This window comes from Ruthenibacterium lactatiformans (genome assembly GCF_000949455.1).
Taxonomy (GTDB): Bacteria; Bacillota; Clostridia; order Oscillospirales; family Ruminococcaceae; genus Ruthenibacterium; species Ruthenibacterium lactatiformans.
The window spans coordinates 19,704-39,856 of record NZ_JXXK01000024.1; the positions used below are offsets into that span (position 1 = coordinate 19,704).

Annotated in this window: 17 protein-coding genes; 8 read left to right on the forward strand and 9 right to left on the reverse strand. The window is 61.5% G+C overall.

Features of this window, described 5'->3' with window-relative positions:
• Positions 1 to 119: 119 nt before the first annotated feature.
• Complete coding sequence (locus TQ39_RS14290; RefSeq protein WP_167541539.1) at positions 120 to 2,351, reverse strand: transglycosylase domain-containing protein; 2,232 nt, start codon at positions 2,349 to 2,351, stop codon at positions 120 to 122.
• 276 nt (positions 2,352 to 2,627) lie between these two features.
• On the opposite strand from TQ39_RS14290, the gene TQ39_RS14295 reads away from it, so the two are divergent.
• On the forward strand, positions 2,628 to 2,930 hold the full coding sequence (locus tag TQ39_RS14295; RefSeq protein ID WP_009322442.1) for a BofC C-terminal domain-containing protein: 303 nt from the start codon (positions 2,628 to 2,630) through the stop codon (positions 2,928 to 2,930).
• Positions 2,931 to 2,955: 25 nt separating this feature from the next.
• On the opposite strand, the gene TQ39_RS14300 is transcribed toward TQ39_RS14295, so the two are convergent.
• Positions 2,956 to 3,321, reverse strand: coding sequence for a VOC family protein (locus tag TQ39_RS14300; protein WP_009322441.1), 366 nt, complete (start codon positions 3,319 to 3,321; stop codon positions 2,956 to 2,958).
• Positions 3,322 to 3,629: 308 nt separating this feature from the next.
• On the opposite strand from TQ39_RS14300, the gene TQ39_RS14305 reads away from it, so the two are divergent.
• From TQ39_RS14305 to TQ39_RS14335, 7 genes are all read left to right on the forward strand, one after another.
• A complete protein-coding gene (locus tag TQ39_RS14305; protein WP_050006014.1) occupies positions 3,630 to 5,408 on the forward strand; it encodes an HAD-IIIC family phosphatase in 1,779 nt (592 codons plus the stop codon).
• A 16-nt stretch (positions 5,409 to 5,424) separates the two neighbouring features.
• Complete coding sequence (locus TQ39_RS14310) at positions 5,425 to 5,667, forward strand: acyl carrier protein (RefSeq protein WP_009322439.1); 243 nt, start codon at positions 5,425 to 5,427, stop codon at positions 5,665 to 5,667.
• A gap of 109 nt (positions 5,668 to 5,776) precedes the next feature.
• Complete coding sequence (locus TQ39_RS14315) at positions 5,777 to 6,193, forward strand: MaoC family dehydratase (protein WP_009322438.1); 417 nt, start codon at positions 5,777 to 5,779, stop codon at positions 6,191 to 6,193.
• Between the two features lie 122 nt (positions 6,194 to 6,315).
• Positions 6,316 to 7,047: an SDR family NAD(P)-dependent oxidoreductase gene (locus tag TQ39_RS14320; protein WP_009322437.1), complete on the forward strand. Its 732-nt coding sequence runs from the start codon at positions 6,316 to 6,318 to the stop codon at positions 7,045 to 7,047.
• Positions 7,044 to 8,051 carry a hypothetical protein gene (locus TQ39_RS14325; protein ID WP_050006015.1) on the forward strand — a complete coding sequence of 336 codons (1,008 nt, stop codon included), beginning with the start codon at positions 7,044 to 7,046 and terminating at the stop codon, positions 8,049 to 8,051. The genes TQ39_RS14320 and TQ39_RS14325 overlap by 4 nt, the downstream gene beginning before the upstream one ends.
• A 193-nt stretch (positions 8,052 to 8,244) precedes the next feature.
• Complete coding sequence (locus TQ39_RS14330) at positions 8,245 to 8,607, forward strand: hypothetical protein (RefSeq protein ID WP_050006016.1); 363 nt, start codon at positions 8,245 to 8,247, stop codon at positions 8,605 to 8,607.
• Positions 8,608 to 8,691: 84 nt separating this feature from the next.
• Positions 8,692 to 10,722, forward strand: a complete 2,031-nt coding sequence (locus TQ39_RS14335) for a sodium-translocating pyrophosphatase (protein ID WP_050006017.1) — start codon at positions 8,692 to 8,694, stop codon at positions 10,720 to 10,722.
• 59 nt (positions 10,723 to 10,781) lie between these two features.
• Here TQ39_RS14335 and TQ39_RS14340 read toward each other — a convergent pair whose 3' ends face one another.
• The 7 genes from TQ39_RS14340 to TQ39_RS14370 form a co-directional block, all read right to left on the reverse strand.
• Positions 10,782 to 11,825, reverse strand: a complete 1,044-nt coding sequence (locus TQ39_RS14340; protein ID WP_050006018.1) for a ribonucleotide-diphosphate reductase subunit beta — start codon at positions 11,823 to 11,825, stop codon at positions 10,782 to 10,784.
• A gap of 73 nt (positions 11,826 to 11,898) precedes the next feature.
• Entirely contained in the window at positions 11,899 to 14,421 is a 2,523-nt protein-coding gene (locus TQ39_RS14345) for a ribonucleoside-diphosphate reductase subunit alpha (protein WP_050006019.1), read from the reverse strand.
• Between the two features lie 131 nt (positions 14,422 to 14,552).
• On the reverse strand, positions 14,553 to 15,281 hold the full coding sequence (locus tag TQ39_RS14350) for a response regulator (RefSeq protein ID WP_009322431.1): 729 nt from the start codon (positions 15,279 to 15,281) through the stop codon (positions 14,553 to 14,555).
• A complete protein-coding gene (locus TQ39_RS14355; protein ID WP_167541540.1) occupies positions 15,278 to 16,807 on the reverse strand; it encodes an ATP-binding protein in 1,530 nt (509 codons plus the stop codon). The genes TQ39_RS14350 and TQ39_RS14355 overlap by 4 nt, the downstream gene beginning before the upstream one ends.
• A 277-nt stretch (positions 16,808 to 17,084) precedes the next feature.
• A complete protein-coding gene (locus TQ39_RS14360) occupies positions 17,085 to 18,044 on the reverse strand; it encodes an ROK family protein (RefSeq protein WP_050006021.1) in 960 nt (319 codons plus the stop codon).
• Between the two features lie 67 nt (positions 18,045 to 18,111).
• Positions 18,112 to 18,927 (reverse strand): sugar phosphate isomerase/epimerase family protein, encoded by an 816-nt coding sequence (locus tag TQ39_RS14365; protein WP_009322428.1) that lies wholly within the window; start codon positions 18,925 to 18,927, stop codon positions 18,112 to 18,114.
• A 54-nt stretch (positions 18,928 to 18,981) separates the two neighbouring features.
• Complete coding sequence (locus TQ39_RS14370) at positions 18,982 to 20,145, reverse strand: MFS transporter (RefSeq protein WP_009322427.1); 1,164 nt, start codon at positions 20,143 to 20,145, stop codon at positions 18,982 to 18,984.
• Positions 20,146 to 20,153: the final 8 nt, after the last annotated feature.

Below are 20,153 nucleotides of genomic sequence, written 5' to 3' on the forward strand. Positions count from 1 at the left end.
CAAAGTGTATTTCATGCAGGGACAATCAAGCTTTCCTCTGCCCAACCGCCGGACAGACACGCGAAAACACCCGCACGGCTTTGCCATGCGGGTGTTTATCTATCGTTTCTGTTTTTGCGTCAGGCGGCGGGATCGGTTGCATGGATACCCGTACATACACCGCGCTGCACGCCAACTTTGTAGTAGCCGGTGCCGCGGGGACACCCGTCGGTGGGAATATCGCCCGAGATGGTGCAGAATGCACCCTTTTCCACAGTTTCCGGCATGTCCCAGGTGACGATCTCGTCGTCGGCCTGTACGGTGTCCATCACTTCAGCAAAGGCGGAAGCGCCCGGATGGCCCTTCTGGCTGCCTTTGTTTTTGTAGATATAATAATTGTTGTAATCATCCATCGGCTCGTTTTCGTCATAACCGTACCAGGTGGCCATCACATACTTGGGCGTCAGGCCCACGAACCACACGTCCTTGTTGTCGTTGGTGGTGCCTGTCTTACCGATGGAATCCATGACGTTAGCATCCGGGTGGATGCCGCGCGCCGTTCCGCCGGCATCGAACAAAACGCTGTGGAGCAGACGGTTCATGATATACGCGGTGTCCTCGCCGATGGCCTGCGTGGTGACAATGTCCTTTTCCAGTATCTCGTTGCCCTGATAATCGCGCACCGAGGTGTAGCTGTGCAGACTCGTCATGCGGCCGCCGTCGCCGTACATCATATATGCGCCGGCCAGCTCATAGGGCGAAAGGCCGGTGGTGGTCGCGCCCAGCACCATCGGCGCCAGGTCTACGTCCGAATTCTCGTCCAGGGTCGTGATGCCCAGCGTGTCCCGTGCAAACTCGAACATCGTGCGCGGCGTCACCATATCGCCCACGCGCACGGCCACCGTATTCAGAGACTGCTTGAGCGCCTCGTACACAGTCGTCATGCTATGGCTGTACCGTCCGGACCAGTTGCTGGGCCAGTCGGTGCGGGTGCCGCCCTTGCCGTCGGAAATGGGGAAATAATCGTCCATCAGCACGAAAGAATAGTTGATCAAATCCATATCAATGCCCAACGGGTAGGCCGCGACGCCCTTCATGGTGGAACCGACCTGACGCTCCATCTCGGTGCCGCGGTTGAAGCCGCGGTTCTCCGTCTTCTGGCCAAGGCCGCCCACGACGCCGCACAGCTCCCCCTTGTAATTGATGACGACGCCGGCCGCCTGCGTGGTGATGGTGCGCGGGGTATCGTCCGGGTTATTGGGGTCGTCGTAATTTTCAATGGGCATGGACTCCCAATACTTGCCCTCCAGCCACACGTTCTCCAGTGCGGTCTGCACCTCGGTGTCCACCGTCGCATAGATGCGCAGGCCGCCGTTGTACAGATAATCGCTGGCCGCCTTGCGATCCCAATTTTCCCTGCCAAGCGGGTTTTCCGCCACCAGATCGTCGATGACCTCGCTGATGACCTGATCGGTGAACCAGGAGTAATCCGTCTGCACAGCGGCGTTTTCGTCCGTGGTCTTTTCCACCAGATTCAGCGGCGTGGCCCACGCCGCCTCCGCTTCAGCCTGCGTGATATAGCCCTGCTGCTGCATGAACAGGATGATGTCGTCGCGGCGCTTCAAATGCTCCTCCGGGTTGGTATAGGGGTTGAAGCGCGAAGGGTTCTTTGTGATGGCCGCAATGCTGGCCGCCTCGGCGATGGTGACGTCCGCCGCCGATTTACCGAAGTACTGGTTCGCGCCCGCCTCCACGCCCGCGGTATTGCCCGTCAGGCCGATGGTGTTCAGGTACGCTTCCAGAATCTCTTCCTTGCTGAAACGGTTGTCCAGCGCGATGGCGCGGAAGATCTCCTTGACCTTACGGGCGTAGCCCTCGATGCCGGAGGATTCATCCTCGCCGGTGATGTTTTTGATGAGCTGCTGTTCAATGGTGGACGCACCCAGCTGGCTGCCCGTCAGGTAGCTGCCCGTCAGCTTGCGGAACACCTCGTTGATGGCCGCCAGCACCGTGCGCTTAAAGCTGAAGCCCGGATGCGTGTAAAAATTCTCGTCCTCCACCGCGACGAACGCGTGCTGAATATACGGGGATATTTCATTCAGCGGCTTCCAGATGCGGTTTTCCTCCGGGCTCTGCAGACGCTGGTACTCCACCCACTCGGGCTGGCCCTGGTCGTTGATCTGCTGGCTGTAAATGATCGTGGTATACGCCAGCTCAAGCTGCGTCAGGTCCAGCAGGTCGCTGTCGCCCTGCGTCTCTTTCACCACATACAGGCTGACAGCCACTGCCGCGACGGAGCCCAGAATGATGCACACACACAGGCAGCTTGCAATAAAGCGCATGATCGCGCCCAGTACTCTGCCCGCCGTCATTTTTTTCTTTTTGTTCCTGCGCGGGCCGCCGGAGCCCTGTGCGCCCCGGGGCGCGCCCTGCGCCGGGCGCTGCGCGCCGTTTTTATTGTTTTCTATGATGAGTCGCCTCCCAAAAGTACTTCCCGCGCGCCGCATGCGCAAAGACGGGGAAAATTGTATGTTCCCGCATGGTGCTTACGCCATAGTAGTATACCACATTTTCGGCTGCCAGACATCCGTCCATACAGGAATAGGACAAATTGTTTGTGCCCATACTGTGGGCGTGAGGTGATTGCTATGAGCGCGAAACGAATCGCCGTGCTCGTGATCGTTCCCATTGCTGTTTTTGCCGTCAGCGTGGGGCTGTTTCTGCTGCTGGCCCATCCGGGCCGGGCCGGCGCCGCCGAGCCTCCTTCCTACACGCTGGGCGAGGATTCCGGCAAGCTGGCGCTGTTCAAAACCGGCGAAAACACCCCGGTGACACGGTATGAGATCTACACCGGGCTTCTGCCCGAGCAGGACGTCGCCGCCCTGCAGCAGGGCATCCCTGTCGCCACGCAGAAAGAGCTGCGCCGCTATCTGGAGGATTTCGGCGCGTAACGGCCCGCGCCGCATGCATGCCGGGTCATTTCCTGGCGGGCACGATCTCCAGCCAGTAGCCGTCCGGGTCCGCGATGAAATAGATGCCCATGGCCTCGTTTTCAAAGCAGATACAGCCCATCTCCTTGTGCAGAGCGTGAGCGGCCGCATAATCGTCCACGGTGAACGCCAGATGGAACTCGTTTTCACCCAGGTCGTAGGCTTCGGCGCGGTCCGCCAGCCATGTCAGCTCCAGCTGGTGGGGCGTGACGCCGTCGCCCAGGTAAACGAGGGTGAACGCATCAGTGGCGTGGCGCCGCACCTCCCGCAGGCCCAGCGCCTTTTCATAAAAAGCCAGGCTCGCATCCAGGTCGGCCACGTTGAAATTGTTGTGTGCGAATGTAAACTGCATGGTGCTCCTCCCGCCGTTCAGGCTGGTACACAAAAATAAACGAATCAGGCGCGCAGAATATTTCACGCTTCGCGCCGCTGCGCGCAAAAATGCACGATGCCGAGCAAACGCGGCACAATACGGAGTTATTTTAGCACGCGGCGCGCCTGCTTTTCAAGGCTGTAAATGTGAAAACCGCGGCTTACGCGCCCAAACAGCCTTTTGTCCCGCGACAAAAGGTTTGTTTTTATGCCGTTTTTCGGCTATAATGGTGATTGATACCAACGGTTTTTTCACCAAATTGTAACCTTGTTTTGGGAGGGAAACATTTGCGCTGCTTTGATTATCCGTTCGACCCCGCTTTCATTCTGCAAAAAAAACGCGCTCTGCGCCGCGAGCTGCTGGCCTCCGAGGGCCTTGTGCCCAAAAAGGTGGCCATTCTCAGCGGCTCCACGGTGGGCGAGATCAAAAATATCCTGGAGCTGTTCCTGCTCAACGCAGGCATCCGGCCCGAGTTTTATGTGGGCGGCTACGCCCTGTTCTACGAAGAACTGACGTTCGACGCCGACGGCGCGCTGGCCGCCTTTGCACCCGACGTCATCTACGTCCACACCTCGGCGCGCAATTTGGGCAATCTGCCGCTGCAGACGGACACACCCGAACAGGCGGAAGAAAAATTCGCCGCGGAATGCGCCCGCTGGCAGGGCATGTGGAAGGCGGCGGCCCGCTTCGGCTGCCCGGTCGTCCAGAACAATTTTGAGCTGCCCGGCCTGCGCGTGATGGGCAGCATGGACGCCGTGGACCCCCATGGCCGGGTGCGCTTTGTCAACCGCATGAACGCCATGCTGGCGGACTGGGCCGCGGCCACGCCCAATTTCTATCTGCATGATCTGTGCTGGCTCTCGGCCAGCGTGGGCGTAGACAGCTGGTGCGCGCCCGCGGCGTGGTACGCCTACAAATATGCGCTGGATATGCAGTACATCCCTCTTTTGTGCCACAGCGTGGCCAATATCATCAAAAGCATTTTCGGCAAAAACAAAAAGGGCGTTGTGCTGGACCTGGACAACACGCTCTGGGGCGGCGTCATCGGCGACGACGGCCCCGAGGGCGTCGAGCTGGGCAATGAGACGCCCACAGGCATGGCCTACACCGCGTTCCAGAGCTACTTAAAAGAGCTTTCCGGCATGGGCGTGCTTTTGAATGTTTGCAGCAAAAATGAGGAAGCCGCGGCAAAGGCCGGCTTTGAACGGGCGGACAGCGTGCTCAAAGCGGACGACTTCCTGTGCTTCAAGGCCAACTGGGAGCCAAAGTCCCGCAACATCGACGCCATTGCCGGGGAGATCAATATCCTGCCCGACAGCCTGGTATTTTTGGATGATAACCCGGCGGAGCGGGAGATCGTGCGGCAGGAGCTGCCCACCGTAACGGTGCCCGAGCTGGCAGCTCCCGAGGAATATGCCCGCGTGCTGGACCGGGGCGGATGGTTTGAAGCCACGGCCGTCTCCGCCGACGACCGGCGGCGCGGCGAGATGTACCGGCAGAACCTGCAGCGCGCCGCGGCCCGGCAGAGCTTCGGCAATTACGAAGACTATCTGCGCAGCCTTGAGATGCGCTGCGAGCTGGGCCCCTTCGACACGCCTCACGCCGAGCGCATCACACAGCTCATCAATAAAACCAACCAGTTCAATCTCACCACGCGCCGCTACACCGCCGCCGAGGTGGAGGCGCTGATGAACGACCCGGCCTGCGTGACGCTTTACGGACGGCTGCTGGACAAGTTCGGCGACAACGGCATCGTGACGGCGCTCATCGGCCGCCAGACGGGCGACGCGCTGGACATCGAGCTTTGGATCATGAGCTGCCGAACCTTCAAGCGCAATCTGGAATACGCCCTGTTCGACCGTCTGGTGGACGTGTGCCGGGAGCGCGGCATAAAAACCATCAACGGCATCTATCTTCCCACGGCAAAGAACTTGTTGGTGGCGGATTTTTATGCTACAATTGGCTTTGAAAAAATAAGCGGCGGCGAAACGGGCTCGGTATTCCGCTATACGGTGCCCGCCGAACGTACACCGCTGAACACGGTGATGGAGACCGTACTTTTATAATAAGGAGCAGACACGCATGAATGAACAGCAGATCTTTGACGCGGTACAGAATATCTTCCGCGACAATTTTGACGACGATTCCCTTGTGCTTACGCGGGAGACCACCGCGGACGATATCGAGGACTGGGACAGCCTGGAGCAGATCAACCTGCTGACGGCCATGGAAAAGCAATTCGGCGTCAAGTTCAAGCTGGACGATGTGCGCGGGCTTGCCAATGTGGGCGACATGGTGGATCTGATCATCCGCCTGCGGGGCTGATGCGCGCGGCTTTTTCCCCTTTTGTACCGTTTCCCGGGGCGGGCACTGCGCCCGTCCCGTTTTTTACATCCCGGCCCACGGCGCGCCGGACAGATGGAGGAATATTTCTATGAACAGCTATACGCTCGCAGACATTTCGCCCGGCCTGACGGCGGACTTTACCCTGGAGGTTACGGCTGAAAAAATGGCGCTGTTTTACGAACTGACAGGCGACTGCAGCCCCATCCACATGGACGAGGCCTATGCGCAAAGGCGCGGCTATCCGGGCCGCGTGGTATACGGCATGCTGGGCGCGAGCCTGTTTTCCACGCTGGCGGGCGTATATCTGCCCGGTGAGCACTGCCTGCTCCACGGCGTGGAATGCAAATTCGCAAGGCCCGTGTTCATTGGGGATGTGCTCACCGTCAGCGGCACTGTGACGGAGGTGAACGAGACGTTCCGCGAGATCACCGTCAAGGCCGTCATCACCAACCAGAACGGGCAGAAGGTGACGCGCGGCGTCATCCGCGCGGGCGTGGCCGTCTGAGCCGCGCCCCGCGTTTTGCCTTGTTTTTCCGGGCGCATGGGGTGCGGCGGGCAACGCGTGTTGACCGCCGCGCGTGAAAAACCGTGCGCTCCCATACCGAAACACAAAACGGAGGTTCTGCCATGTCTGTTTATCTCATCACCGGCGCGTCCAGCGACGTGGGCACCGCGCTCATCGACCGTCTGTACCGGGAGGGCGACGTCTTCATTGCCCAGGGCGCGGGCGACCTTTCCCACCTGGCCCCGCTGTGCCGGAAATACCCCGGCGCCATCAAGACCTACGATGTGGATCTGACGGACCCGGCCGCGCTGGAGCTGTTCGTCCGGGATGTGGCGGCGCGTTACCCCACGCCCACGCACCTCGTGCACCTGCCCGCGCTGCGCGTCGTAAATACCAGGTTCAAGAATTTTGACGAGGACCGCTTTGAGCGGGACATGAGCGTGCAGATCCGCAGCGCGGTGAAGCTGTGCAAAACGTTCCTGCCCGCCATGGCGAAGGCGCGGCAGGGGCGCGTATTGTTCATGCTGACGAGCTATCTGCTGGGTGCGCCGCCCAAAAATACGGCGGCCTATGTAATGGTGAAAAGCACGCTGCAGGGCCTTGCCAAAAGCCTTGCGGCGGACTACGCCTCCTTCGGCGTCACCGTCAACTGCGTGATGCCCAGCATGATGGAAACGAAATTCCTGGCCGACACCAGCGACCTGATCGTACAGGCCAGCGCGGAAGCCAACCCCATGAAGCGCAACGCCCGTGTGGAGGACGTGGTGCCCGCCATGGCGTTCCTTCTTTCCGAGGAAGCGGGCTTTATCACGGGCGTAACACTGCCCGTCACGGGAGGGAGCGCGTTTTTATGAGCACTTCCCCGCTGACTTTCCGCCTTGCACGGCCGGACGAGGGCCCGGCCGTCGCTGCATTTCTGGACGCGCACTGGGGCGAAAAGCACCCGCTGGTGCATCTGCCCGATTTTTTTGATTTCTACTACCGGCCCTTCGGCCCGGACGGCCCGCTCCAGTTCGCCTTCGCCGAGCAGGACGGCGCGCCCGTTGCCATCGTGGGATATATCCGCGCCAACGCGCTGGAAACGCCCGACATCTGGGTGTCCATCTGGTGTGCCGTCAAAGGGCACAACGGCAGCGGACTGGAACTGATGGCCGCGCTGCCGGGCCTGACAAACGCCCGCGTGATGGCCTGCAACAACATCCGGCCCAGGACCATGGCGTTCTACACCTTTCTGGGTTACACCGCAGAGCGCCTGCCCCACTATTACCGTCTGGCCGATAAGGCCAGCTACGCCGTGGCCCGCGTGGCCCGCAGGGATATCCTTCCCGCGGGAGGCAGCGCCGTGCTGCGCCTTCTGCCGGACGAGGACGCGCTGCGGAAATGCGGCTATACGCCCGACCCCGCCCGCAGGCCTTATAAAGACCTCTGGTATCTGGCGCGGCGGTATTTCCACTACCCGCGCCAGCGGTACGATGTGTGGGCCGTTGAGGAATGCGGTGCGGTACAAGCGCTGCTGGCAACGCGGTGCATCCCCGTAAACGGCACGTGCGTGCTGCGCATCGTGGATTATACCGGCGTCCCGGAGGCCTTCTCCCGGCTGGGCGCGGCCGTCAGCCGGCTGATGGCGGACTGCGGCGCGGAATACGCCGACTGCTACTGCTGGGGCATTCCCGCGCAGACGATGGTCGAAGCGGGCTTCTGTGCCCGCACGGAGGACGACCTCAACATTATCCCCAATTATCTGACGCCGCCGCTCTGCGAAAATACGGAATACTATTTCTTCACCAGCGAACCCGCTGCTTTCACGATGTTCAAGGCCGACGGGGACCAGGACAGGCCCAATATCAGGGTGGAATGACGCCGCGGCCCGTTCCCCTTTTCCATTGCAACGCCATGCCCGGCAGATGTGTAAAAACATCTGCCGGGTTTTTGTGTGTTCTGCCAAAAATAGTCACCACCCCTTTCTTTTTGTTGCCTTTTACACTAATATGTTATATTGGGTGAAAAGTTTTGTTTTTGTTGTTTTGAGTTTTGGGAAAGGAGGGGGTGAAATGCGTTTTCTCATGCTGTTTTTGCGGCTTGTGCTGTGCGCCGTCTGCCTGTTCGCGCTTTGCCCGTCCGTGCCGCAGGCCGACGGGAGCGATACGCCGGACAGCCTTCCCCTCCTTGCCCAGGAGCGCATACAGGAGCAGGACAGCTGCCTGCTGGCCGCTCCCGGCGCCGCTTTCAGCGCGCCCGCGCGGCGCGGCATGCCGCCGCAGCGCGCAGCGTGTGCGGCAGCCGCCGTGGGCGTCGGCGCCCTGTGGCGCTGCCTTGTGCACTGCCGGCACGCCTGCCGGGCCCGTCGCAGCCACCGGCCCTGCCTGCTTTCTCAACGGCGCGGAGGCCATGCGCCGCCTTGCCCCTGCATTTAAAACGGAGCATCCGGCCCGGCGACGGCTCGCCCCAAAACGCGGCCGCCCCGGGGACACTTTATCGTTCAAGGGGGTATATTTATCATGTTCTGGGTCTATGCGGCGCTTGCCGTATCGCTCGTATCCTTTTTTGTCGCGGCGTATTTCTACAACTGGGTAAAAAAACTGCCCACGGCCAATCCGAAGCTGGATGAGGTCGGCGCGCTGATCCGCGAGGGCGCGTTCACCTTCCTCAGGCGGGAATACCGTGTGCTGGGGCTTTTCTCCATCATCGTGATGGCCGTTATCTTTTTGTTCTTTCCGCAGCCTGTCTGGGCCGGCGCGGGCGTGGGCAAAAATCTGCTGATGGTGTTTGCCTACCTGTGCGGCACCGTGCTTTCGGCGCTGGCGGGCTACGTGGGCATCTCCATCGCCACCATCGCCAACCTGAAGGCGGCCACGGCCGCGCGGGAATCCATCCAGAAATCTTTTATGGCGGGCTTCCGCGGCGGCGCGGTGATGGGCATGGCCGTCATCGGCACTTCTCTGGCAGGCGCGGCGCTCATTTATATCATCTCCCGTGACGCGGACGTCATTATGGCGTTCAGCTTCGGCGCAAGCTCTCTGGCGCTGTTTGCCAAAGCGGGCGGCGGCATCTTCACCAAAACGGCCGACATCGCGGCCGACCTGACGGGCAAGGTGGAGCTGGGCATCCCCGAGGACGACCCGCGCAACCCCGCCGTGATCGCGGACAATGTGGGCGACAACGTGGGCGACGTGGCCGGCATGGGCGCCGACCTGTTCGATTCCAATGTAGCCGCCATGGCCGCCACCATCGTCATCGCCCTTTCCCTGGGCGAGGTGCCCTTCCTGTTCTGCGTCACCACGCTGGGCCTGCTGGCCTCTGTTGTGGGCGTGCTGTGCGCCCGCCTGGGCAAAAACGGGAATCCTTCCCGCGCGCTGAACGGCGGCACCTATCTCACCTGCGGTGTGTTCGCGGCGCTCACTTTCATCGCCTGCCTTGCTTCCGGCTTTGAGCTGCGCCTCTGGGGCGCGGCCATGGTGGGTATGCTGGCGGGTGTCATCATCGGCATCACCTCCGATTTCTTCACGGGCGACGACAAGAAGCCCGTTGCCAAGGTGGCCGAGGCCTGCCAGAGCGGCCCGGCGTTCACCATCCTCTCCGGTTTTTCCTATGGGCTTTTGTCCGCGCTGCCCGCGCTGGTGGGCATTGGGCTTGCGGCGCTCATTTCCTACAAGCTGTGCGCGCCCCTGGGCGCAGGGTATGAGATGCTGGGCATCTCCTGTGCGGCCATCGGCATGCTTTCCATCGTGGGCATGATCATCTCCAGCGACGCCTACGGCCCCATCGTGGACAACGCCCGGGGCGTGGCGGAAATGGCGGACCTTGGCGATGAGGTTCTGGAGATCACCGACGAGCTGGATGCAGCCGGCAACACCGCAAAGGCCATCACCAAGGGCTTTTCCATCGGCGCGGCGGGCCTGACCGTCATCGCCCTGCTGGGCGCGTTCCGCGAGGTGGTCCAGGCTGCGGGCGTGGAGATCACGTTCGACCTGATGGACCCGCTGGTGTTCTTCGGCATGCTGGTGGGCGCAGCCATCCCGGCCGTGTTCTCGGCCATGCTCATTATGGGCGTAAACCGCAACTCCCAGCTGATGGTGAAAGAGATCCACCGCCAGTTCAAAGAGATCCCCGGCCTGAAGGAAGGCACCGGCAAACCGGATTATGCGCGCTGCATCGATATTTCCACGCTGGGCGCCATCCGTGAGCTGGTCCCCGCGGGCCTTACAGCCATTGCCGCCACGCTGCTGGTGGGCTTCATCGGTGGCGTGCAGGCCATCGGCGGGTACCTGACAGGCAACATCATCTCCGGCCTGCTGCTGGCGCTTTTGATGAGCAATGCGGGCGGCCTGTGGGACAACGCGAAAAAGTACATTGAATCCGGCCACTTCGGCGGCAAGGGCAGCGACGCACACAAGGCCGCTGTCATCGGCGACACCGTGGGCGATCCGTTCAAGGACACCGCCGGGCCGTCCATCAACACACAGATCACCGTCGTTTCGCTGGTCAGTTCTCTGGCGGCGGTTTTGTTCCTCACCTATTCCATCTTTTAAAGCAAGCGCAAAAAGAGGCCCCGGCTGCTGCCGGGGCCTCTTTTTTACGGAGCAGCAGCTTACAGGTCGTCTACCAGAGCGGTGCTTTTCGCATAGGCCGTGCTCTTTGCCTCAAAGAAATCCGTTTTCACCAGGTTGGCGTTGGAATACTGGCTCACCCAGGCCATGTTGGCCGGCTCGGCCTCATAACCCTCATACAGCGTGCCGAAGCCCAGGCTCGTCCAGCGCAGATTGCCCAGATACCTGATATAATCCGTCACCATCTGCCGCGTCAGGCCGGGGATCACGTCGCCGATGACATAATGGCCCCACGCGGTCTCCTGCCGCACGCCCTCCTCCAGCAGCTCGCGCATCATGCGCACGTTTTCCGTACCGAACAGCTCGGGCTGTTCTTTCTGCAGCTCCAGGATGATATTGCGGAACAGCCACAGATGGGTGTTCTCGTCCCGGTTGATATAGCGGATCTCTTGTGCGGAGCCGGGCATCTTGCCGTTGCGGCTGAGGTTGTAGAAAAACATGAAGCCGGAGTAGAAATACACGCCTTCCAGAATGTAGTTCGCCATCAGTGCCCTGAGCAGCGCTTCGGGGCTTTTCTCGCTCTGGAACGCATTGTAGCATTCCCCGATGAACGTGTTACGGCGCAGCAGATGCTCGTCGGTTTTCCACTGGTAAAGGATATTGTCACGCTGTGTGGGGCTGCAGATGGTGTCCAGCATATAGCTGTAACTCTGGCTGTGGACACATTCCTGGAATGTCTGGATGTTGAGGCACAGATTCACCTCGTTGGCTGTGATGTATTCGCCGAGGTTCGGCAGGTTCGCCGTCTGGATGGAGTCCAGAAACACCAGAAAACTGAGTATTTTATCGTAGGCCGTACGCTCGGCCGCGTCCAGGCGCGGGTAATCTTTCACGTCCTGCGCCAGGCTGATCTCCTCCGGGATCCAGAAATTGTTCATGGCCTGACGGTACCAGCCGCTCACCCACGAATACCGCATGTTGTTAAAATCGTTCAGATTGGTCGTATTGCCGCCGATCATCCGCCGCAGCCGGACGTCGGTGTCTCCGTCCGGGTTGAACAGCGGTTTTTTTGCCAGCATCTCCATCGCTCTTTCTCCTCTTCCCGCCCCGGTACGGGGCCTTTGTTCTTCCTGTCCGTTCCGCCCGCAGAGGGCTGCTTCAGGAGGAGCAGCTCTCGCATTCCTCCACCTCCAGCGATTTGGAGCGCACATAGTATACGGTCTTGACGCCGCACTCCCAGGCCAGCACATACAGCTCCAGCACCTGCCGCAGCGTATATTCGTTGGTGATGTACAGGTTCACGCTCTGGGCCTGGTCGATATGGCGCTGGCGCACGCCGCAGGCGCGCACGCTCCACTTCTGGTCAATGGTATGGGCGTTTTTGTAGTACCAATAGGTATCCATGGAAAGCTCCGGCGCAACGCGGGGCAGCATGCCTCTCTTTTTCTCCTCCAGGAAAAAACGCTTCATCAGCGGGTCCACACCGGCGGTGGTGCCGGAAAGGATGCTGGTGGAGCTGGTTGGCGCAACGGCCAGCAGGTACGCGTTGCGCATGCCCTGCGCCGCCACCTTCTGCGCCAGCGCACGCCATTCCGGCGAGGTATAGCCCCGCTTTTCAAAATAGGCGCCGGTCTGCCAGTCGCTGCCTTCAAAATAGGCGTAACTTCCTTTTTCCGCCGCAAGGTCCGCGCTAGCCTCCACGGCCGCGCGGTTGATGCGTTCAAACACATCGTCCGCAAAGGCCAGATGCTCGCCGCTCTCCCACCGGATGCCGCGCTTGGCCAGCATGTGGTGGTAGCCGGACACCCCCAGCCCGATGCTGCGGTAGCGCCGGTTCGTCAGCTCCGCATAGGGCAGCGGATAGAAATTTAGGTCGATGACATTGTCCAGCGCACGCACAGCGGTGCGCACGGTGTCCCGCAGCACTGCGTCGTCCTCCACAGGCAGATGTCCAAGAGAGAGACTGGCAAGGTTGCACACCACAAACTCGCCCGGGCGCGTGGTGGTGACGACCACAGTATCGCCGTCCCGTGTTTCCACCTCCCGGCTCACGGTCTCGATGGGCGCCATGTTCTGGGCGATCTCCGTGCACAGGTTGGAGCAGTAGATCACACCCTTGTGGCTGTTGGGGTTCGCGCGGTTGACGGCGTCCCGGTTGAAAGCAAAGGGCGTGCCTGTCTCTACGGCGGATCTGAGGATGAGGCGCACCAGTTCCTTGACCGTGACCACACGTTTGGAGATGCGCGCGTCCGCCACACAGTCGCGGTAACGGCGCTCCCACTCCGCGCCGGTGTAATCCTCCAGCGCATAGCCCTTTACCGTCAGCACCTCATGGGGGCACAGCAGCGCCCATTCGGCGTCGATGTCCTCTTTGGCCAGCTTCCAGAACAGGTCCGGATAGCACACTGCCGGGAACACGTCGTGGGCTTTCATGCGGTCGTCCCCGTTGTTGGTGCGAAGCTGCAAAAACTCCGGCAGGTCCTTGTGCCAGGCGTCCAGATACACGGCCACAGCGCCCTGGCGCATGCCCAGCTGGTCTACCGCTACGGCGGTGTCGTTCACCAGGCGGATCCACCGCACCACACCTCCGGCCGCGCCCTCAAAGCCGCGTATGCTGCCGCCCGCCGCGCGCACCTTTCCGAAATACATGCCCATGCCACCGCCGTATTTGCTTACCTGTGCAAAGTTGTCGATGCTTCGGTAAATGCCTTCCAGGCTGTCCGGCACCGTATCGATGAAGCAGCTGGAGAGCTGATGATAGGGCTTGCGCGCATTGGACAGCGTGGGCGTGGCCATCGTCACATGCATCCGGCTGAGCATATCGTAAAATTTCTGTACCCAGGCCATGCGGTCCCGCTTTTCACGCATGGCCAGATGCAGTGCGATGCCCAGAAACATCTCCTGCGGAGTCTCCAGCGGAGCGTGGGCCCGGTCGTGGATGACATATCGCTTGAGCAGCAGGTCCAGCCCGGAGTATGTAAACAGCTCATCCCGCTCCGGCCGCAGAAAATTCTGCGCCTGCTCGATCTCTTCCCGGCTGTAATGCGCCAGGATGTATTCGCCGTACAGCCCCTCGTCCGTCAGGCGGCGCAGCTTGTCGTACAAGCCGCCGATGCCCCGCTTGCGCAGCTGCTCCTCCAGGCTGCGGCCAAACCGTGCATTGAGCAGGCGCGCCGCGATGAATTCCCAGCGCGGGGCCTCCTGGCTCGTCAGCTCCACAGCCGCCTTCACCAGCGCCTCCAGCGCCGCGTCCGCGCCCATGCCCGGCTTGACAAAGCTCTGAAACTTTGTGTTCAGCACGGTCAGCGCATACGCCTCGCCGGGGAAATCCTTTTCGATCTTGGCCAGCACGCCGTCCAGTGCCGGAACGCCCGCCGCCTGAGCCATGGCGCGCCGCGCCGCGCGCTGCTCGTTGCGCCGGTGCCGGTACAAAATATACCGCTTTGCTTCCTCGTAACGGCCGTTTTCCATCAGCACCCGTTCCACAGCGTCCTGTATGTCCTCCACGGCCCAACCGCCGTCTTTGTGCTCCATTTCCTTTTCCACCGCGCGCAGCAGGCGTTCCATCTCCTCCCGGCTCGTCCCGGCCGCCGTTTCGCGGAAGGCCTTGCCCATGGCCGTGATGATCTTCTCCGGCTCGTAGGGCCGCACCGTGCCGTCGCGTTTGATGATGTTCCTCATCAGGTCCCCTTCTTCCGTTCGTATTATACTATTTTAGTATAATATGGAAACAGTCTTCCGTCAACAGCAAAATCCCGCCGAAGGAAAAAAAGCCGCCTGCCCCGACGGGGCAGACGGTTCCGCATCAAATATCATCCGTTTTTCTGTACGGGCTCTCCCTCTGCAATGCGCAGCATCCGGTAACCCACGCCCACATGGGTCTGGATGTATTTTGGCTGTGCCGGCACCGGCTCGATCTTTTTGCGCAGCGTAGCCATGAACACACGCAGCGAAGGCGTATCCCCCGGCAGGGCGCTGCCCCACACCTCCTTCAAAATGAAGTTGTGCGTGAGCACCTTGCCCACGTTCTTTGCCAGCAGGCACAGCAGCTTGTACTCGATGGGGGTGAGGTGCACCTCCTGCCCGGCCAGATAGGTGCAGCCCGCGGCATAATCGATCTTCAGCTCACCATTGGTAAACACCGCCTCGGGCGCGCCCGCGTGTCCGCTGTCCTGCCGCGCGCGGCGCAGCGCAACACGCAGGCGGGCCAGCAGCTCGTCCACGCTGAAGGGCTTTGTCAGATAATCGTCTGCACCGGCATCCAGAGCGTCGATCTTGTCCCTGTCTTCACTGCGGGCGCTGATGACGATGATGGGCATGCCCGACCAGCCGCGCACCTTTTCGATGATGGCAATGCCGTCCATATCCGGCAGGCCCAGATCCAGCAGCATCACATCCGGCTGAAAGGAAACAGCCTCCAGCAGCGCCTCGCTGCCTTTTTCCGCCGTGTGGTACTGGTAATTCTGCGTCTCCAGTGTAGTGGTGATCAGGTTGCGCACGGCCTTGTCGTCCTCCACCACCAGTATTTTTGCTTTGTTCATAGCTTTATCTCCTCTGCTTGCAGGGTAAAAAAGAATACGGAGCCGTGGGGCTCGTTGGCCCGCATGCCGATCTTCCCGCCGTGCGCCTCCACAATGGACTTGCACAGCGCCAGGCCCAGGCCCAGCCCCCGCCGTCCGTCGCCGCGGTCGTTGCCCGCGGTATAGAACATCTGGAACAGCCTGCCCTGTGCCTCCTGCGGAATGCCGGGGCCTGTATCCGCGATCTCCACCCGCACCGTGTCTCCCCCGCGGCGCGCGCTGAGGGTTATGTCCGTACCGGGCGGCGTGTATTTGACGGCGTTGTTCACGATATTGATGATGACCTGCGTGATCAGGCGGGAATCCATCTTCGCCATCAGCAGGTCGTCCTCGATATCCACACGGATGGGATACTCGGCGCTGCGCCGGTTCAGATGCTGCAGCGCCTCGCCCGCCACCTCCTCCAGCAGCTCGGGCTGGATGCGGAGATCCAACCCGCCGTTTTCCAGCCGGGTGATGGAAAGCAGATTTTCCACAAGCTGGACGAGCCACATGGAGTCGTCGTAGATATCGGCATACAGGCGCTGTTTTTTCGCCTCATCCAGCACGCTGGAATTCTCCATCAGTACGCCCGCGTTGCCCGAGATGCTGGTGAGCGGGGTTCGCAGGTCATGGGAGATGGTGCGCAGCAGGTTCGCCCGCAGCTGCTCCTGCTGGGCCTGCAGTTCCGCGTCCGATTTTTCGCGGGCGATGCGCTCTTTTTCCAGCGCCAGCGCGCATTCGTTTAGCAGCGCCGCCATCAGGTTTCTGTCAAAATCATCCGGAATGTGTCCCTTTCGCAGGGCAACCCCCGCCACGGCCAGCGGCGGAACAGACGCACCCACGGCCAGATACAGGCATTCCGCATCCGGGCAGGCGGCCGTACGGGCCCCCGCCTGGCCGCCGCAGCGCAGCACGGTCCGGGCGGCACGCAGCTCCCGTTCCGTTGTACAGGGCGCGGCCTCCGTCCCTTGCGCGTCGCAAACCAGAGGAGGCTGCAGCGCGCCGTCCCGCACCGGATACAGTGAAACGCCCGCACGCAGCAGGCGGGAAAGATGCTCTGCCGCCGCGGTGAATATCTGCTGTTCTCCCTCCGCGCGCTGGAGCGCCTGGCTGGTCTCCAGCAGGACTTCGCTGCGGTGCGCCTTGCGCGCCGCCTGGCGCGCCTGTGTTTTCACACGCATGGTCAGCGTGCTGGTGATGCACGCGGCAATGAACATCACAAGAAACGTGACCGAATACCGGCTCACATCATTGAACTTAAGCGTAAAGCGCGGCACGGTAAACAGATAATTGAAAACCAGCACGCTTGCAACAGCCGCAGAAATGCCGTACACCCGTCCGTCTGTGGCCAACGCCGTACACAGCACGGCGAGCAGATATACCGTAACGATATTTGCCTCGGTGATGCCCGCTTTGTAAAAAAGCAGCCCGACGAGGGAGGCCGCGCACAGAATGCCCGCCGTCCTGCCCATATCCCGCCAGGAAAGCGTCAGCGCCCCCTCCATACGCAGGCGTCCTGTTTCTTGTTCTGCACCGCACCGTCCGAACATCCGGGTCCCCTTTCTTCCGCAAGCCGGCCGGGCCCTGCCCGGCGCCTTCGATCCATCTCATTATAGCGTTTTCCGAACGGAATGTCAGTATCCGCAGTTTTGCACGGCATAAAGATTTTTTCTCTGATGTTAAAACCATATTAAGAAGCTGTTTCTCCGTGCGCTGCATAGGTGACCCGCTGCATAAAAAACCGTGCGTGTACGGAACACGCACGGTTCTTCTCTTCTGCTTTTATTTTTTCTCGGTGCCCAGCAGCGCCGCGCCGATGATGCCTGCGTCTCCTGCAAGGCTGGCGGCCACAATGCGCGGCTGCTTTGCGCTGCCGCGCGCATAGCCGTATTTTCCCACGTAGGCGCGCACCGGCGCCATTACGGCCTCGCCCTCGCGGCTGATGCCGCCGCCCACGCACAGCACCTCGGGCTGGAAGATATTGACGATGCTCGTGATGCCCACGCACAGGTAATGCACATATCCGTCCACCACTGCTTTCGCGGACGCGTCGCCCCGGCGCATGGCGTCGAACGCCGTGCGGCCGTTCACCAGCTGCTCGCTGCCGCCGGCCTGCTCCCACAGCAGGCTGTCCGGCGCGGCCCGCATGGCGGCCCGCGTCTGTGCGATGAGCGCCGTAACGCTGCCGTACTGCTCAAAGCAGCCGCGCAGGCCGCAATTGCACGGTTCACCGTTCATATCGATGACAAAGTGGCCCAGCTCGCCCGCGGCCCAGTTGCAGCCCGTGACGATGCGGCTGTCTTCAATGATGCCGCCGCCTACGCCCGTGCCCAGCGTCACCATCACCATACTGGAGCAGCCCCTGCCAACGCCCGCCCGGTATTCGCCCCAGGCCGCCGCATTGGCGTCGTTGTCCACATAGACGGGCAGGCCCAGACGGGTGCGCAGCATCGCGCCCAAAGGCACATTATAGAATTCCAGATTGTTGGCATATTCCACTACGCCCGTATCTTTGTCCACACTGCCGGGCGCGCCCACGCCGATCCACGCCATCTGCTCCAGCGGCGTCTGCGCCGCCTGCGCCAGACTGCGGCACAGCGCGGCGATGCGGTCCGCAATTTCATCCGGCGTGCACGGCATGCCGGTTTTGACGCTCTGTGTGTGCACCAGACGGCCGTCCAGCGTGGCGACGCCCCCCGCGATGTTGGTGCCGCCCAGGTCAATGCCGATACAGTATTCCATCTTCCGTTTTCCTCCTCTGTAAACAACGGCGCGCAGAACAGTACGTTCTGCGCGCATCGTATTTGGCTTATCTGCCCGCCCAGGCACGCATGACGGCAAGGTCACGCGCGGCTGTTTCGGGGGCGATCTCCTCGCGCAGCAGCGCCACGCCGGGCTTATGCTGCGCCAGCCAGCGCATGATGTTATCATAACACATCACGCCCTCTCCCAGCAAGGCCGGGGCCAGCGCTCCGTCCTTTACCACAGCGTCTTTTACGTGAACGGCCGCGATATCGGGGCCAAACGCGGCCAGCGCCTCGTCCCACAGCGCCGCCTGCGTTTCGATCCGAGCGGGCGTGAGCAGGTTCACCGCGTCGAAAATAGCCGCAAGGCCCCCGCCGCGGAACTCCTGAAGCAGCCGGGCCGCCAGGGCCGGGCTGTTGAGCGTATGGGCCGCAACCGGCTCCACCGCAACGGTCACACCCAGCTTCGCCGCATCGTTCAGCATGGCGTCCACGCTGCGGCGCAGGATATCATAAGCCGCCGGGCGCTCCTGCTCCGGCCCGGAAAAAAGCGTCGTCTCGGTGCCGACGCAGCCCGCCCCCAGCTCCGCCGCACAGCGCAGCCCCAAGCGGAACGTATCCAGCTGCGCCTTGCGCGCAGCCTCATCGGGCAGCGACGGCTCGATATAGCACCCCAGCACGGCGATATCAATGTGGTGTTCCCGGAAAGCCGCGCCGATCTCGCGCAGCAGGCCGTCCGTCACCTGCGCATAGCTCTCCACCCCGGCAATGGCCTTTGGGATGGCCAGCTGCGCCGCCTCGACGCCCTGGGCCGCCATTTTTTCCGCCAGCCGCACAGGCGGCAGGCACCCGAAATCATGCGCGCGGATACCGATCTTCATGATATTTCCTCCTTCGGTTGCAGCGCCCCCGCATAGCCGCAAAGGGCGGAGCCGTCAGTTCTTCTGCTGTTCTTTCCCATGCCCGCGTGAAAAGGCCAGGAAGGTGATGATGAACGCCGCCATGGCCAGCGGCAGCACATAGATGCTGACGCCGTAGCCCAGCGTATCCACAAGGCGGCCGAAGCCGACGTTGAACAGAATATCAAACAGCGACGCGACACTGATGATGGTGCCGGCCGCGCCCGCCACCTGCCCATGCGGAAAAAACAGGCGGATGCTCATGACCAGCGTGGGATACAGGATGGAAAGGAAAAAGCCGCTGGCCGCCCAAAGCGGCATTGCCGCCGCGCCGCCCACAACACCCGCGATGTACAGCACCGCAGAGAGCGAGCCGAAGACGCCCATGCTCTTGAGGATGCCCAGCCTGTCCACCAGCGGCGAAAGCACCAGACGGCCCAGCATCACGCCGCCGAAAAACACGGCCAGATAGTTGGATGCTTTGGCCTGCTCCATTCCGAGGCCCGAGGTGGCGTAGGCCACCAGCCAGTTCATCACACCGTGCTCGGCGATGAAATAAAAACCGAACACAAAGACGAGCGGCAGCGCGGCCCTGTTTTTCAGCACGCCGGACTGACGCTTTGCCGGATGCGGGCCATCCGCCCGCGGGCCGGGCACCGTGCTGAACGCCAGCAGCAGCACCGCCGCGGCCCCCAGCGCCAGCAGCACCAGGTTCGTCTTGTGCCAGAAGCCGATATCCGTAGCATAACGCCCCAGCAGAGACTGGCTGCCGCTGGTGCCGATGCCCTGTGTAAAAAACAGAAGATTCACAAAAAACGCGGGCGACGACGCGAACAGCAGCGGCGTGACGAGATTCAGCGTCGTGTTCAGCAGCGTGGACGCGCCCATGGCGCAGAACATACCCGCCAGCAGCAGATAGTAATTATCTGTGAAGGCGAACACTGCCAGCGCCGCCATCCAGATGCCCGTCAGCGCCAGCAGCGCTTTTTTCTTTTCAAACCGTTCAATGACGTTGCCGCCCACCAGAAGGAACACCAGGTTGCCAATGTAGCTCACCGTGACGATGAGCCCCAATTGCGTGGCCGAAAGTGCAAAATGGCTGCTGAATACCGGCGAGAAAATGCCGCGCAGGCTGTCGCTGGAGCCGAGCCCCACCATCAGCACAACAAAGGCCGCAAAGGTCAGGCGTGTGTGCTTCATACCCTACC

Excerpts from the sequence above, each read along its gene's own strand:
- TQ39_RS14365 (WP_009322428.1), bottom strand. The coding sequence starts at position 18,927 with ATGAAGATCGGTATCCGCGCGCATGATTTCGGGTGCCTGCCGCCTGTG.
- TQ39_RS14370 (WP_009322427.1), bottom strand. The coding sequence starts at position 20,145 with ATGAAGCACACACGCCTGACCTTTGCGGCCTTTGTTGTGCTGATGGTG.
- TQ39_RS14295 (WP_009322442.1), top strand. The coding sequence starts at position 2,628 with ATGAGCGCGAAACGAATCGCCGTGCTCGTGATCGTTCCCATTGCTGTT.
- TQ39_RS14335 (WP_050006017.1), top strand. The coding sequence starts at position 8,692 with ATGTTCTGGGTCTATGCGGCGCTTGCCGTATCGCTCGTATCCTTTTTT.
- TQ39_RS14330 (WP_050006016.1), top strand. The coding sequence starts at position 8,245 with ATGCGTTTTCTCATGCTGTTTTTGCGGCTTGTGCTGTGCGCCGTCTGC.
- TQ39_RS14290 (WP_167541539.1), bottom strand. The coding sequence starts at position 2,351 with ATGACGGCGGGCAGAGTACTGGGCGCGATCATGCGCTTTATTGCAAGC.
- TQ39_RS14355 (WP_167541540.1), bottom strand. The coding sequence starts at position 16,807 with ATGGAGGGGGCGCTGACGCTTTCCTGGCGGGATATGGGCAGGACGGCG.
- TQ39_RS14350 (WP_009322431.1), bottom strand. The coding sequence starts at position 15,281 with ATGAACAAAGCAAAAATACTGGTGGTGGAGGACGACAAGGCCGTGCGC.
- TQ39_RS14360 (WP_050006021.1), bottom strand. The coding sequence starts at position 18,044 with ATGGAATACTGTATCGGCATTGACCTGGGCGGCACCAACATCGCGGGG.
- TQ39_RS14340 (WP_050006018.1), bottom strand. The coding sequence starts at position 11,825 with ATGGAGATGCTGGCAAAAAAACCGCTGTTCAACCCGGACGGAGACACC.
- TQ39_RS14320 (WP_009322437.1), top strand. The coding sequence starts at position 6,316 with ATGTCTGTTTATCTCATCACCGGCGCGTCCAGCGACGTGGGCACCGCG.
- TQ39_RS14325 (WP_050006015.1), top strand. The coding sequence starts at position 7,044 with ATGAGCACTTCCCCGCTGACTTTCCGCCTTGCACGGCCGGACGAGGGC.
- TQ39_RS14315 (WP_009322438.1), top strand. The coding sequence starts at position 5,777 with ATGAACAGCTATACGCTCGCAGACATTTCGCCCGGCCTGACGGCGGAC.
- TQ39_RS14345 (WP_050006019.1), bottom strand. The coding sequence starts at position 14,421 with ATGAGGAACATCATCAAACGCGACGGCACGGTGCGGCCCTACGAGCCG.
- TQ39_RS14300 (WP_009322441.1), bottom strand. The coding sequence starts at position 3,321 with ATGCAGTTTACATTCGCACACAACAATTTCAACGTGGCCGACCTGGAT.
- TQ39_RS14310 (WP_009322439.1), top strand. The coding sequence starts at position 5,425 with ATGAATGAACAGCAGATCTTTGACGCGGTACAGAATATCTTCCGCGAC.